General features: G+C 66.7%; 12 protein-coding genes. 6 read left to right on the forward strand and 6 right to left on the reverse strand.

What is annotated here, in order from left to right; genetic code table 11:
* Positions 1 to 10: 10 nt before the first annotated feature.
* Together CAL18_RS17335 and CAL18_RS17340 are read right to left on the reverse strand one after the other, a co-directional pair.
* On the reverse strand, positions 11 to 1,114 hold the full coding sequence (locus CAL18_RS17335; RefSeq protein WP_051423856.1) for a tRNA CCA-pyrophosphorylase: 1,104 nt from the start codon (positions 1,112 to 1,114) through the stop codon (positions 11 to 13).
* On the reverse strand, positions 1,111 to 3,201 hold the full coding sequence (locus tag CAL18_RS17340; protein ID WP_026640716.1) for a lytic transglycosylase domain-containing protein: 2,091 nt from the start codon (positions 3,199 to 3,201) through the stop codon (positions 1,111 to 1,113). The genes CAL18_RS17335 and CAL18_RS17340 overlap by 4 nt, the downstream gene beginning before the upstream one ends.
* Before the next feature lie 10 nt (positions 3,202 to 3,211).
* Between CAL18_RS17340 and CAL18_RS17345 the strand changes: the two genes are divergently transcribed.
* From CAL18_RS17345 to CAL18_RS17365, 5 genes are all read left to right on the forward strand, one after another.
* Positions 3,212 to 3,892, forward strand: coding sequence for a 5-formyltetrahydrofolate cyclo-ligase (locus CAL18_RS17345; RefSeq protein WP_094818405.1), 681 nt, complete (start codon positions 3,212 to 3,214; stop codon positions 3,890 to 3,892).
* A 244-nt stretch (positions 3,893 to 4,136) separates the two neighbouring features.
* The gene (locus CAL18_RS17350; RefSeq protein WP_026640718.1) at positions 4,137 to 5,567 is read left to right on the forward strand and encodes a circularly permuted type 2 ATP-grasp protein; all 1,431 of its coding nucleotides are present in this window, start codon (positions 4,137 to 4,139) and stop codon (positions 5,565 to 5,567) included.
* Position 5,568: 1 nt separating this feature from the next.
* Complete coding sequence (locus CAL18_RS17355; RefSeq protein WP_026640719.1) at positions 5,569 to 6,510, forward strand: alpha-E domain-containing protein; 942 nt, start codon at positions 5,569 to 5,571, stop codon at positions 6,508 to 6,510.
* Between the two features lie 17 nt (positions 6,511 to 6,527).
* On the forward strand, positions 6,528 to 7,328 hold the full coding sequence (locus CAL18_RS17360; RefSeq protein ID WP_026640720.1) for a transglutaminase family protein: 801 nt from the start codon (positions 6,528 to 6,530) through the stop codon (positions 7,326 to 7,328).
* Between the two features lie 79 nt (positions 7,329 to 7,407).
* On the forward strand, positions 7,408 to 8,268 hold the full coding sequence (locus CAL18_RS17365; protein WP_026640721.1) for a proteasome-type protease: 861 nt from the start codon (positions 7,408 to 7,410) through the stop codon (positions 8,266 to 8,268).
* A 34-nt stretch (positions 8,269 to 8,302) separates the two neighbouring features.
* Here the strand turns inward: CAL18_RS17365 and CAL18_RS17370 are convergent, their stop codons facing one another.
* Positions 8,303 to 9,226 carry an NAD(P)/FAD-dependent oxidoreductase gene (locus CAL18_RS17370; protein WP_170940386.1) on the reverse strand — a complete coding sequence of 308 codons (924 nt, stop codon included), beginning with the start codon at positions 9,224 to 9,226 and terminating at the stop codon, positions 8,303 to 8,305.
* Positions 9,227 to 9,320: 94 nt separating this feature from the next.
* Between CAL18_RS17370 and CAL18_RS17375 the strand changes: the two genes are divergently transcribed.
* On the forward strand, positions 9,321 to 9,671 hold the full coding sequence (locus tag CAL18_RS17375; RefSeq protein WP_026640723.1) for a glyoxalase superfamily protein: 351 nt from the start codon (positions 9,321 to 9,323) through the stop codon (positions 9,669 to 9,671).
* An 83-nt stretch (positions 9,672 to 9,754) separates the two neighbouring features.
* Here the strand turns inward: CAL18_RS17375 and CAL18_RS17380 are convergent, their stop codons facing one another.
* The 3 genes from CAL18_RS17380 to CAL18_RS17390 are packed head-to-tail and all read right to left on the reverse strand — an operon-like array spanning position 9,755 to position 13,069.
* On the reverse strand, positions 9,755 to 10,732 hold the full coding sequence (locus CAL18_RS17380; RefSeq protein WP_026640724.1) for a tripartite tricarboxylate transporter substrate binding protein: 978 nt from the start codon (positions 10,730 to 10,732) through the stop codon (positions 9,755 to 9,757).
* Between the two features lie 28 nt (positions 10,733 to 10,760).
* On the reverse strand, positions 10,761 to 11,786 hold the full coding sequence (locus CAL18_RS17385) for a dipeptidase (RefSeq protein ID WP_249278433.1): 1,026 nt from the start codon (positions 11,784 to 11,786) through the stop codon (positions 10,761 to 10,763).
* Positions 11,787 to 11,836: 50 nt separating this feature from the next.
* The gene (locus CAL18_RS17390) at positions 11,837 to 13,069 is read right to left on the reverse strand and encodes an NAD(P)/FAD-dependent oxidoreductase (protein ID WP_432759147.1); all 1,233 of its coding nucleotides are present in this window, start codon (positions 13,067 to 13,069) and stop codon (positions 11,837 to 11,839) included.
* Between the last annotated feature and the right edge of the window lie 170 nt (positions 13,070 to 13,239).

A 13,239-nucleotide genomic window follows, 5' to 3' on the forward strand; every position in this document is an offset into this window, starting at 1 on the left:
GGCCAGGGGCCTATAGCCCCGCCAAGACATCCAGGCGAGCCCGCTGCAACGCCGGCTTGATGCGCGCCGGGTCGCCCGCGCACTGGCGGGCGATGGCGCCGGCGTCAATGCGGCGCACCGCGTCAACGCGGCGGAGCCAGGCTGGCTCGTCGATGGGCGCCACCACTGCGGCGGCCCGCAGTAAAGCCGCGAACCGATCCGGCTTGCGCAACGCATCGCACGACTCGATCAACGCCAGCTGCGAGGCCGTATCGCCGGCATCGGCCTGTTCTGCCACGCGCGGCAACAGGCGCGCCTGGTCGGCGCATTCGGCAGGCACGCGCAGGCGGCGGCCCAGCTCATCGCGCTCGGGCGTCAGGCGGCACAGCAACGCATAGCGGCCCGGCAACGGCAGGTTTGCCGCCGATGCGCGATCAAGGTCGCTTGCCACCACGCTGACATGCTGCAATTGCGGCATCACGCGGGCGAGCGCGCCGGACTGCTCCAGTACATCGAGCATGCGCGACGGCGTGGCGGCCATCAGGCCGCGCGACACTTCTTTCCAGACACGTTCCGGCACCAGGGCGTCCGCCTCGCCGGCCTGCACCATGCTGCGGCATAACTCCAGCGTCTCGGGCGCCACGGCAAAGTCGCCAAAGCGGGCTGCAAAGCGAGCCAGCCGCAGGATGCGTACGGGGTCTTCGGCGAAGGCGTCGCCCACATGGCGCAATATGCGCGCCTGGATGTCGGCCGAGCCATTGAGGGGGTCCAGCAACTGGCCCTGGGGCGTGCGGGCGATGGCGTTGACGGTCAGGTCGCGCCGGCGCAGGTCTTGCTCCAGCGTGACGTCGGCCCCGGTATAGAAGGTGAACCCTTTGTAGCCGCGCCCAGACTTGCGCTCTGTGCGGGCCAGCGCGTATTCCTCCTTGGTGCGGGGATGCAAAAACACCGGGAAATCGCCGCCCACCGGAATAAACCCGCGCCGCGCCATGTCTTCGGGCGTGGCGCCCACCACGACCCAGTCGCGGTCGCCGGCCGGCAGGCCCAGCAACGCATCGCGCACCGCGCCGCCCACCACATACACCTGCAAGCCCTTGCAATCGGGGTCGGGCGTAAAGGCCTGGTTTGCCGTCACTGCAACTCCGCCTGGCGCACGGCGGGCGGCTCGATGCGGCCCAGCCGTTCTTTGAGCGATTGGGGCTGGCCGGTGAACATGGCGGCGTAGTACGTGGCGTTGGACAGCACGTGTTTCACGTACAGGCGGGTTTCTGTGAAGGGGATGGTCTCGGCGAAAATCGCGCCTTCTACGGGGTGCGACAAGGTGGCGCGCCAGTTGCGCGGCCGGCCGGGCCCTGCGTTATAGCCGGCGCTGGCCAGCACCTGCGACCCATCCAGGCCGGTCAATACGATGTTCAGGTAATTGGTGCCCAGAATGGTGTTGGTGTCGAAATCATTGACGCTGGAAGGCGTGAAATCCGCCATGCCGATCTTGCGCGCCACCCACTTCGCGGTGGCCGGCATCAGCTGCATCAGCCCCGATGCGCCCACGTGCGAGCGCGCATTCATGATAAAGCGCGATTCCTGGCGGATCAGGCCATAGACCCACGCGGGGTCCAGAGAGATGGCGTTGGCCTGCGCCGTTACCCGCCCTTCGAAGGGCGCGATGAAGCGCTGGGAAAAGTCCACTTCTTGCTGTGTGCGTTCCGATGTGTTGATGACTCGATCGTAGACGTCTTCGGCCCGCGCCAGCTCTGCGGCCGCCAGCAGTTGGCGGTCGGACATGCCGCGCAAGGCGAAATTCCATTCGCCCACGGCCTCGGGACGCCAGCCCAGTCGGAACAGGTGCACGGCGCGCTGCAGGCCGGCGTTGGCGCGCGCTTCGGCCATTTCGGCGTCGGTAACCGGGGCGGGGCGCGGCGGCACCATAATGGCCCGGCCCAGTTCTTCGGCGGCCAGCTGGCCATAGAAGTTGTACTGGCCGGCGATGCTTTCGTAGCCCTGCCGCGCCTGCGTTTCACGGCCCAGCGCCGCATCGCCGCGCGCCTTCCAGTACACCCAGACAGGTTCGGCCTGCTGGGCGGCGGGCATGTGCCTGATGGAATCGATGACCCAGCGCCAGTCGATTTTGGGCTGGCGCAGCGCCGAGCGCACGCGCCACGCGCCGTTGTAGTCGGTCAGTTCGACGGTATTGCCGGCCTCGCGATACCAGGCGTCGGCGCGGCTGTCGAGATTCAGCGCCGCAATGAGCGCATACTGGCTGCGCACCCATGCCAGGTCAGACTTGGTGAGCGCATTGGCCCATTCGCGGCGCAGGTAGGAATCGGCCACGTCCAGGTCTTGGCGGGCCAGCCTGGCCAGCGCCAGCGTGACGAGTTCTTTTTCGTTGCGGCCCACCCGCTTGCGCTCTTGCCGGGTAAGCCATTTCATGGGGCTTTTCAGCAGTGCTTCGAACGCCTTCTGGTCGCTGGGTTCGAACAGCAGGTCGGCGAACCTGCGCGCATCGGCCGTGCGGTCGGTTTCGACCGCGGCGCGCAAGAGCGGCTGCAGTTCTTTCCAGCCCAGCACGCCATCGGCCACGAGCTGGTCGGCCAGGTTCCAGCAATCGCGCCCCGGTGTAAAGGCGTCCAGCGCCTGCCTGGCGGTGGCGCGCTGGCCCGTCAGATGGCGGGCTTCGAGAATGGCGCACTGTACTTGCGAACGGGCATCGGCCACGTCGCCCAGTTCACGGGCGGTTTCGAAATCGCCGCGCCGCACCGCGGCCTGTATCCAGCTGCCGCGCAGGCGTTCGGCCAGATAGGTGCCGTCGTGCTCGCGCAGGAATTGGGCGGCCTCGTCTCGCGGCATAACGTTGCCGGGCGGGTTCCAGAGCTTGTAATTCAGCAGCCAGTATTGCGGATAAACGCCCAGCAGGTCGCCGCGCGCCTGCTCGGCCAGCATGGCCAGCACCGACCATTGCTTGCGCTGGTTGGCCTCGCGCGCCGCCACCACAGCCTGCAGGGACGGGGTCTGGGGCGTGGGCGGCAGGCCCGCCAGCTTGGCGGGCGGCACCGAAATGACAGGGCGCGCGGCGGCGGGCGCCGCGTGGGCAGCCGGGCGCGGCTGCTGCGCGTCGACTGACGTGCACGCCGCCGTAAAAAGCGCCAGCACCGGCAGCCACCGGCGACCGCGTGGCTCGGCCCGTGCCGATTTCTGATAAGGTCTTGATTCAAGCCACTGACGCATTGCGACCCGCATGGACATCCAAAATTCCGAACAGAATAACGCAGTCGCGCTACGCGCGCGATTGCGGCAAGCCCGCGCTGCGCTGCCCGAAGCACAGCGCAGCCGGGGCGGCCTGCTGATGCGCGGCCGGTTGTTTACGTGGCTGAACGTCGTGCGCGAACAGGCAGCCAAGCGCGGCCAGCAGGGCCCTGCCACCATAGCAGCTTTCTGGCCGCTCGAGGGCGAGCCCGACCTGCGGCTGCTGCTCGAACAATGGGCGCAGGCCGGCGTCGCCCTGGCGTTGCCCGCCATACGCGCGGCGGGCGAACCGCTCGAATTCCGCGCCTGGACGCCGGGCGACGCGCTCAGCCCGGGCCCATACCAGGTGCAGGAACCTTCGGCCGACCGCCCGGTGCTGCAGCCGGACGTCATCCTGGTGCCCACCCTGGGCTACACCGCGCAGGCCGACCGCCTGGGCTACGGCGGCGGCTATTACGACCGCACCCTGGCGGCCCTGCGCGATGCCGGCCACGACTACACCGCCATCGGCGTGGCCTGGAACGAAGGCCTGCTCGATGTCGGTTACCGGCCCGCCGCACACGACGTGCGGCTTGATGCCGTGCTGACGCCCGATGGCTGGGTGCCCCATCCCCCGGTGCTGGGCCCGGATGCGCCCACCGGGGGCACCTTCGGATCGTACGTGTTACGCTGAGCCGACCGGTGCCGGCACGCGGGTGCCCGCGTGCCGGCACCATGCCCGCCATACGCCGTATGCCTGCCCATGCCGGGCATGCGCAAAATCTGGCGCCTGCCGCGGATCATCCCGTATACCTGCAGCGACGCCCTTCTGCTAAAACGGACGCAGGCCTTGCGGCGGCCGGGCGCGGCGCGCCCCCGTCCCGGGCCGCGTGTTCCATCCGGACCGCGCCCGGCCCCGATCGCACGCAGGAGGAACCATGCAGTTTTCCCCGCCGCCCGGTGCGGCATACGATGAAATGGTCGACGCCGACGGCGCGGTGCGGCCACACTACCGTGCGTTTGCAAAATGGCTGGGGCAGCAGCCCGCCGAAACCATGGCCGCCCGCCAGATCGAGGCCGACCTCAACTTCCGGCGCGTGGGCATTACCTTCTCGGTGGCGGGCGACGAGGCCGGCACCGAACGCCTGATACCGTTCGACCTGATTCCGCGCATTATCCCTGCCGCCGAATGGCAGCGCCTGCAGGCGGGCCTGAAGCAGCGGGTTCGCGCGCTGAACCTGTTTATCCACGACATCTACCACGATCACAACATCGTGCGGGCGGGCATCGTTCCGGCCGAACAGGTGTTCCTGAACGCCCAGTACCGTCCCGAGATGCAGGACGTGGACGTAGCCGAAGACATCTACTGCCACATCGCCGGCATCGACATCGTGCGCGCCGGGGCGGGCGAGTTCTATGTGCTGGAAGACAACTTGCGCGTGCCCTCGGGCGTGTCGTACATGCTCGAAAACCGCAAGATGTCGATGCGCCTGATGCCCGAGGCCTTCAGCCGCATCAACGTCAGTCCGGTGGCGCATTATCCCGACCTGCTGCTGGACAATCTGCGCGAAGTGGCCCCGGGCGGCATAGAAAACCCCACGGTAGTGGTGCTGACGCCCGGCATGTACAACTCGGCCTATTTCGAGCATGCCTTCCTGGCCCAGCAGATGGGGGTGGAACTGGTCGAGGGCCAGGACCTGTTCGTGGACCAGAACACCGTATACATGCGCACGACGCACGGGCCGCGCCGCGTGGACGTCATCTACCGGCGCGTAGACGACGACTTCCTCGATCCGCTGACGTTCCGTGCCGATTCCGCACTGGGCGTGCCGGGCCTGCTGTCGGTCTACCGGGCGGGTCGCGTGACGCTGGCCAACGCCATTGGCACGGGCATCGCCGACGACAAGTCCACGTACCAGTACGTGCCCGACATGATCCGCTTTTACCTGCAGGAAGATCCCATTCTTTCGAACGTGCCCACCTGGCGCTGCTCGCGGCCGGACGAACTGTCGCACGTGCTGGCCAACATGCATGAGCTGGTGGTCAAGGAAGTGCACGGGTCGGGCGGCTACGGCATGCTGGTCGGCCCCTGCTCGACCCGCGCGCAGGTCGAAGCCTTCAAGGAGCGCGTGCGCAGCCAGCCGGCCAACTACATCGCGCAGCCCACGCTCGCGCTGTCCACCGTGCCCACCTATGTGGAATCCGGCGTGGCGCCGCGCCATGTCGACCTGCGCCCCTACGTGCTGTGCGGCAAAGATATCCGCACCGTACCCGGCGGGCTGTGCCGCGTGGCCCTGGTGGAAGGGTCGCTGGTGGTCAACAGCAGCCAGGGCGGCGGCACCAAAGACACATGGGTACTGGGAGACTGACATGCTGAGCCGCACTGCCGATCACCTGTTCTGGATGTGCCGCTATATCGAGCGGGCCGAGAACACCGCGCGCATGCTTGATGTGAACCTGCAGATGTCGCTGCTGCCGCAGGACGACCAGGCCGGCGACACCCTGTGGAGCGCCGTGCTGCGCATCTCGGAGCTGCAAAGCGGCTACGACGCCCGCTACCCGGCCGTTACGCCGATGGACGTGCTGCATTACATGGTGCGCGAACCGTCCAACCAGTCGTCGATCTACGCCTGCCTGCATGCTGCCCGCGAAAACGCGCGCGCCGTGCGCGGCAGCCTGACCACCGAGGTATGGGAAACCTACAACGCCACCTGGCTGGAACTGCAGCGGCACCTGCAGGACCAGCTGCCGGAACGCAACCCGGCCAAGTTCTTCGAGTGGGTGAAGTTTCGCGCCCACGTCGCGCGCGGCGTCACCATCGGCACCATGCTTGAAGACGAAGCGCTGTATTTCATGCGCCTGGGCATGAACCTGGAGCGCGCCGACAATACCGCGCGCCTGCTCGATGTGAAGTTCCACGAGGCAGATGGCGACACGCCCGCGCGCGCCAGTGAGTTCTACCGCTGGTCGGCGCTGCTGAGCTCACTGTCGGGGCTGGAGATCTACCGCAAGGTATATCGCGACATCATGACCCCCGACCGCGTCGCCGAACTGCTGATCCTGCGCCCCGATATGCCGCGTTCGCTGCTGGCCACCGTACAGGCCCTGACCGAAGACCTGACGCGGGTGTCGAACCAGTGGTCGGCCGAAACGGAACGGCGGGCCGGCCTGCTGCACGCGGAGCTGCGCTACGGCCGGATCGAGGACATTCTGCGCAGCGGCCTGCATCGGTACCTGGAACGCTTTCTGGAGCGTATCAACGACCTGGGCGACCGCATCAGCCGGGATTTCCTCGTGTCGCTGGCGGCTTAGCGCAAAGGGAGCAACGCATGAAGCATCTGATCCGACACGTGACCCAGTACCGCTACACCGCCCCGGTAAGCTACAGCATCCAGACGCTGCGGCTGACGCCGCGCACCGACGAGCACCAGCGCACGCTGCGCTGGCGCATCGACGCGCCGGGCGCGCTGGAACAGCAGGTGGATGCCTACGGCAACATCACGCACATGCTCACCCTGCGGCGTCCGCACGATCACATCGAACTGTGCGTGACCGGCCAGGTCGAGATCGCGCCGCTGTCCGATGGCCGCCTGCGCCCGGAAGAAAACCGCCTGCCCGTGCATGCCTATTGTGTGCAGACAGCGCTGACGCAAGCCGACGATACGGTTCGCGATTTCGCGCGCGCGGCCTTGCCGCAAGGGCTGCGCACGCCGGCCGATGTGCTGGAGCTGGCCAGCGCCATCTGCGACAGGGTCATGTACGAGCCCGGCACGACCGACGTGACGACGGCGGCCAGCCAGGTGCTGCGCCTGGGCCACGGCGTGTGCCAGGACCATGCGCATCTTTTCCTGGCCTGCGTGCGCGGCCTGGGCGTGCCGGGACGCTACGTCAGCGGATATCTGTACACCGAGGCCGAGCATGCTGCCAGCCACGCCTGGGCCGATGTGTGGCTGGACGGCCTGGGATGGACCAGCGTCGACATCACGAACCGCCAGTTCGCGTCCGACTGCCACTGCCGCCTGGCGGTGGCGCGCGATTACGATTCGGCCTCTCCCGTGCGCGGCGTGCGGCACGGCGGCGGCGAAGAATCCATGACCGTATCGGTACACGTGCAGACGGCACAGCAATAGGCGCGGCAAATGGGGCCAGGTTGAGCCCGCCCGGGCCGTCTGGCCCTACAATACGCCAGCCGTATCCCACCCTACGACCATGACCTACTGTGTAGCCGCCCGCCTGGATGCGGGCCTGGTTTTTCTGTCCGACTCGCGCACCAACGCGGGCGTCGATCAAGTCAGCGTTGCCCGCAAGCTCAATGTGTTCCAGAAAGCCGGCGATCGCGTCATGGCATTGCTCACATCGGGCAACCTGGCCATCAGCCAGGCGGTCGTCAATGCATTGGGCCAGCAGGACGCCGGCAGCCCCGACTCGCTATGGTCGGCGCCCGACATGTACGAAGCCGCGCGCCGGGTGGGCATGGCGGTGCGCCGCGTGTACGAGCGCGATGCCGAAGCCCTGAACGACCATGGCGTCGACTTCAATATCAACCTGATCTTCGGCGGCCAGATCGGCACAGAACGCTGCCGGCTGTTCCAGGTTTATTCGGCCGGCAACTTCATCGAGGCCAGCACCGATTGCCCCTACGTGCAGATCGGCGAGGCCAAGTACGGCAAGCCCATACTCGACCGCGTGCTGCGCCCCGCCACGCCGCTGGACGAAGCCGCCAAGTGCCTGTTGATTTCCATGGACTCGACCCTGCGATCGAATATCTCGGTGGGGTTGCCGCTGGACATGCTGGTGTATGAAAGCGGCGCGCTGCGCGTGACGCATTTTGCGCATATCGACGAAGACAACGAGTACTTCCGCATGATACGCAAGACCTGGGGGGCGCGGCTGCGCCAGGTTTTCGCCGAAATCGCCGATCCGGCATGGACCGAAGCCCCGGCTTCGGATTCGCTGGCCGCGGCCGGCCGGCTGTACCAGCCGCACGCCGTGACCCCTGACGACGGCGCGGGCGAAGCGCCGCCCTTGCAGGTGCTCGCGCAGGACCCGGGCCAATCGCAGCCCGAATAGCCGTCTGCCGCGCCTGGCGGCGACGCCGCCGTCTTCAGGCAAACCGCGCCGGCAAGAAGGGCGCCATTTCGGCCGTATCGTCACCCCGCACCACGCTTTCGGCCACCAGCCGTGCCGTGACGGCTGCAAACGTGAGCCCCAGGTGTCCGTGGCCCAGCGCCAGGCTCACGGCCTTGCAGGACGGCACGCGACCCACGATGGGCAGCGAGTCCGGCGTAGATGGCCGCGCGCCCACCCACCTGGACGTGACCGTCGGGCGCCTGCCCAGCATGGTCGCCGCGTCTGCTTCGAGCAGGGCGAACAGTTCATCGCTGGCGGGGTGGTCGGGCTGCGCGAACTCGGCCACGCCCGCCACGCGTATGCCGCCCAGCATGGGGGTCAGGTAGACGGACCTTTCCAGCCACGCCACGGGCCGCGTCAACGCGATGTCATCGGCCGCGCTTAGCCGCGCCGCGCGTGCGCCCAGGCGTTCACGCAACCCCACATGCCCGGCCAACGCCTGCTGCAGGCCGGCCCTGCTGGAACTCAGCGCCAGCACGCCGCTGTCGCGCACCAGCGACGTGGCGCCGGCGTGCTGCAGCAGCGTAGTGGTGTCCTGCACCGCCGTGCGCTGCAACGCGACCAGGGCCCGGCAACCGGCGTGGAACCGGGATGGCGTGCAGGCTCGCGCAAAGCCCGCGGCATAGCGCAGCATCGGGGGCAAATAATGACGACGCACCGCCACCGGGCTGGACCGGTCGAGCAACGCGCGGGGCAGCTGCTTGAACTGCGCCCAATTGGCAAACGGCACGCGCGCGTAGTCGGCCATCACGCCGGCATTGCCGAACGATGCGCCGCCGCCGGGCGGCGCCTTGTCTATCAGGATGACATCGCGCACGCCCGCCCGCTGCAGCCAGAGCGCCACGGACAGGCCGACGATGCCCGCCCCGATGACCGCGACCCGCTTGGTTTGGCTCATTGCCGTTCGTGACTTATAAAGGACAGGTTGTACCGGAATCATTCATTCCGGGCCGCCAGCGCATCCACCGGGGCGCACGCATCAAGAGGCCTTTATGCAAGTCAAGCGCATCGTTCCCAATATTGCTACCGCAGATATGGCCACGGCCCGCCGCTTTTACCAGGAAGCGCTGGGACTGCAAGTACTGATGGACCACGGCTGGCTGGCGACCTACGGCACGGCGCACCAGGCGACGGTACAGCTCAGCGTGGCGACGCAGGGCGGGTCCGGCACCCCGGTGCCCGACCTTTCCATCGAAGTGGACGACGTGGACGAGGCCCTGCGCCGCATGCGGGCAGGCGGCTTTGACATCGAATACGGACCGGCCGACGAGCCTTGGGGCGTGCGGCGTTTTTATGTGCGCGACCCCTTCGGCAAGCTGGTGAACATCCTGGCGCATCATTGACACCGCGTTGAAGAGCCGCATGGATGCGGCGGTACACGGACCCGGCGCCGGGTCCGTGTTTCTTCCCCCCTGAAATCTGCCGGCTACTTCTTGGCGTTTTCCGCCAGGCCCAGCTTCTTGACGATTTCGCCTTCGAGCTCGAACTGCTCGGCGGCGTAGCTGGCATAGTCTTCGGTCTTCATGTAGCTTTCCTGCATGCCGAACTGGAACAGCGCGTCCTGGAATTCCTTGGTGTCGGCCACCTGCTTGAACACGTCATGCAGTTTCTTCACCACGGCCGGGTCCATGCCCTTGGGGCCGATGATGCCCATGGGCGCGTAGATCGGGGGCGTGCCGTCCACTTCCTGCAGCGTGGGCGTATCGGGGAACTGCGGCGCACGCTGGGCGCCCCAGGTCACCAGCATGCGCATCTTGCCCGACTTCACCATGGGCAGCACTGTGGTCGATCCGGCGTACACGTCGACAAAACCGCCCACCACTGCCGGAATCACTTCGGATTCGCCCTTGAACGGAATGTGCCGCCATTTGATGCCATGGCGCGCCGCGGTTTCTTCCATCATGACGTTCGAGAAACTGCCCACGCTGGCCGTGCCGTAGGTGATCTTGTCCGGGTTGGCCTTGGCGTAGGCGACAAGGTCGTCGAAAGTCTTGAACGGCGAGTCCGCCAGCACGCCCGCGCCCACCGTGTAGCCGGCCAGGGCGACGATGTAGGTAAAGTCCTTGAGCGGGTCGTACCCCACGTCGGCGATGTGCGGCATGCGCAACGTCGGGCTCAGGATCACGGCCAGCGTATGGCCATCGGGGCTGGCGCCCACCATGGCCTTGGAGCTCAGCGTGGCGCCGGCCCCGCCGCGGTTTTCCACAATGATCGACTGGCCCAGTATCGGCTCGGAAAGCTCGGCCAGGCGGCGCGCCACCATGTCGGTGGAACCGCCCGCGTTGTACGGCACGATAAGGCGGATCGGGCGCGACGGATAATCGGCCTGCGCGAACGCGGGCGCGGCAGCCACGGCGGCCGACGCGGCGACCAGCGCCGCAATACGTTTAAACAGGTATTTCATGGTTTTCCCCTTGTTGTGCGGCCGCCCGTTATTGCGCCGCAGACCAGATTTCGCCGAATACGCGCTGGAAATTGCCGCCAAGCACGCCTTCGATCTGCGCAGCAGTCAGGCCGCCTTCTTCCAGCGCCTGCGTGATGCGCGGAAACTGCACGGGCGTGGGAATTTCTTCCGGATACCGCGCTTCCATCACATCGCCGAAGGCGCTGGAAAAATCGCCGCCCGACGCGGCATACTTGGTGCGCGACATCACCATCACGTGACGCACCGCCTCGTACGTATCGACCGACGGATAGTCGGTGCCGATACCCACGTGTTCGTATCCCACCAGGTTGCCGATATGCTTGATATTGGCCACGAAGTCTTCCAGCGTGGGACGCTGCCCCGCCTGGCCCCGCCAAAGCAGGTAGGCATGGATGCTGCAGCCGATAACCCCTCCGGTGTCGGCCACCGCGCGGATCACATCGTCGGACTTGTTGCGGGGACGCTGGATCACTGCATTGGCGTTGGCGTGCGTCAGCAGCACGGGCTTGCTGCTGTGGCGGGCCGCGTCCAGGCAGGTTTGCGGGGCGCAGTGGCTGAGGTCGATGGCGATACCAACCCGATTCATCTCTTTCACCATGTCGACGCCCAGCATCGACAGGCCGGCGTTGCGCTTTTCCAGGCAGCCATCGCCGATCAGGTTGGCTTCGTTGTAGGTAAGCTGGATGACCCGGATGCCCAGCGTATGGAAAAGTTTGACGCGGTCGACCTGGTCTCCCAGGGGCTTGGCGTTCTGCCAGCCCATGATGAGGCCCAGCTTGCCCTGTTGCTTGGCCAGCGCGATATCGCCGGCCTGTTGCACGAGCAGCCACGACCCGGACGGGTCGAGCGCGCGCTCGCGCCAGGTAATGGCGTCGCGCAGTGCTTCTTCGAAGCCCGCGCTCATCTCGGTAACGGTAAGGTTGATGGCGCTGACGCCCCCTGCGAGCATGTCGCGTGTATTTCCATCACTGAAGAACACCAGCCCGTCGATGACGACCGACTTGCGGTGCAGGGCTTCGGATGTTGCGCTCATTGAATTCTCTCCTGATGCAATCGTTGCGGGCCGCGAGCCCATTGTGCAAGCTATAAAAAGCGCCCCAATCGGAACGCGCCCATATCTACAGCGGGCCGGTTGCCCAACAGCAGGTCTTTCATCACCTCGCCCGCGGCGGGGCCGATGCCGAACCCGTGCCCGGAGAATCCGGACGCCAGGTAGAGGCCCGGCACAGCGTCCACGGCCGACATCACCGGCAGCGCGTCGGGAGTCACGTCGATGTAGCCCGCCCACGACTGGGCCACCCGCGCCTGGGCAAATTCCGGAAAGGCGTGCACGACGTTCTGCCAGGCCTGGCGCAACCCGGCCTGCGAAGGCCCGGGATCCAGCACGCGGGTTCTTTCAAACGGCGACACTTGGTCCAGCGCGAAACGCCGCGGCACGGCCAGTTCTTCGAAAAACCGCTTGCCCACGCGCAGGCGCACAAAGTCGCGGTTGCGCAGCCAGCTCCTGACAAAGCTGCCGAACAGCCGGAAGCTGTCGGGCACCAGGTCGGCCATGGACGCGCCGAATTGCGAAACGGTGTAGCCGCCGTCGCCGCGCTTGCGGCAGGTGAAATTCTTGCCGTTGATGGCGGCCAACGGGCCCGCGTCCAGCGCCGTGGTGCGCAGCACCGACCCTCGCACCTTGAGCTGGGGAAACTCCACGCCGAGATTTCCGCAGAACAGCCGCGACCATGCGCCTCCGGCCAGCAGCGCCGACTGCACCGCCACCGCGCCGTGCTCGGTGACCACCGCGCTGACCTTGCCGCCGCTTTGCTCCACACCCCGCACCGCGCAGTTTTCGTGCACCAGCGCGCCCGCCTGGCGGGCAAGGTCGGCAATACGTTGCGTGGCGATGGCCGGCTCTGCCACGCCGTCCGAGGCGCTGTACATGGCGCCCGACCATTGCCGGGCCGACGCGGGAATCAACGATGACAATGCCGCGCGCTCAAGCAGGGTCGCGTCTACGCCATAGTCCCTCACGCTTTGCAGCCAGCCCTGGTGCTGCTGCCTGTCGGCATCGGTCTCCTGCAGGTACAGCACGCCGGTGTTCCGGAACCCCACATCGACCTGCGCCTGGATATCGGCCCACAACTGCTTGGCGCGGATTGCCAGCGGCACTTCGGCCGGGTCGCGCCCCAGCGTGCGCACCCAGCCCCAGTTGCGCGACGACTGCTCGCCCCCGATATGGCCCTTTTCGAATACCCCCACGCGCACGCCCGCGCGCGCCAGCGCATACGCGGTGCTGACACCAATAATTCCCCCGCCAATGACTGCCACATCTAGTGTTTTGGGTAGTGGCCTGGCCGCACCGGTATTTGACATTAATATCGCTATTCGATAACACAACTTGTAATGCGATATTTATATATCGATATGGCCGTGCCGCGCAATCAGGAAATCCCGGATGGCATCGGCCATGGATACGTACAAGGGCAAGGAACGACGAC

This window comes from Bordetella genomosp. 7, from assembly GCF_002261415.1.
Classification (GTDB): domain Bacteria; phylum Pseudomonadota; class Gammaproteobacteria; order Burkholderiales; family Burkholderiaceae_B; genus Bordetella_A.

What these genes read in the sequence shown, in the direction of transcription:
- CAL18_RS17355 (WP_026640719.1), top strand. Translation starts at nt 5,569, where the DNA reads ATGCTGAGCCGCACTGCCGATCACCTGTTCTGGATGTGCCGCTATATC.
- CAL18_RS17365 (WP_026640721.1), top strand. Translation starts at nt 7,408, where the DNA reads ATGACCTACTGTGTAGCCGCCCGCCTGGATGCGGGCCTGGTTTTTCTG.
- CAL18_RS17360 (WP_026640720.1), top strand. Translation starts at nt 6,528, where the DNA reads ATGAAGCATCTGATCCGACACGTGACCCAGTACCGCTACACCGCCCCG.
- CAL18_RS17370 (WP_170940386.1), bottom strand. Translation starts at nt 9,226, where the DNA reads ATGAGCCAAACCAAGCGGGTCGCGGTCATCGGGGCGGGCATCGTCGGC.
- CAL18_RS17385 (WP_249278433.1), bottom strand. Translation starts at nt 11,786, where the DNA reads ATGAGCGCAACATCCGAAGCCCTGCACCGCAAGTCGGTCGTCATCGAC.
- CAL18_RS17375 (WP_026640723.1), top strand. Translation starts at nt 9,321, where the DNA reads ATGCAAGTCAAGCGCATCGTTCCCAATATTGCTACCGCAGATATGGCC.
- CAL18_RS17345 (WP_094818405.1), top strand. Translation starts at nt 3,212, where the DNA reads ATGGACATCCAAAATTCCGAACAGAATAACGCAGTCGCGCTACGCGCG.
- CAL18_RS17350 (WP_026640718.1), top strand. Translation starts at nt 4,137, where the DNA reads ATGCAGTTTTCCCCGCCGCCCGGTGCGGCATACGATGAAATGGTCGAC.
- CAL18_RS17340 (WP_026640716.1), bottom strand. Translation starts at nt 3,201, where the DNA reads ATGCGTCAGTGGCTTGAATCAAGACCTTATCAGAAATCGGCACGGGCC.
- CAL18_RS17380 (WP_026640724.1), bottom strand. Translation starts at nt 10,732, where the DNA reads ATGAAATACCTGTTTAAACGTATTGCGGCGCTGGTCGCCGCGTCGGCC.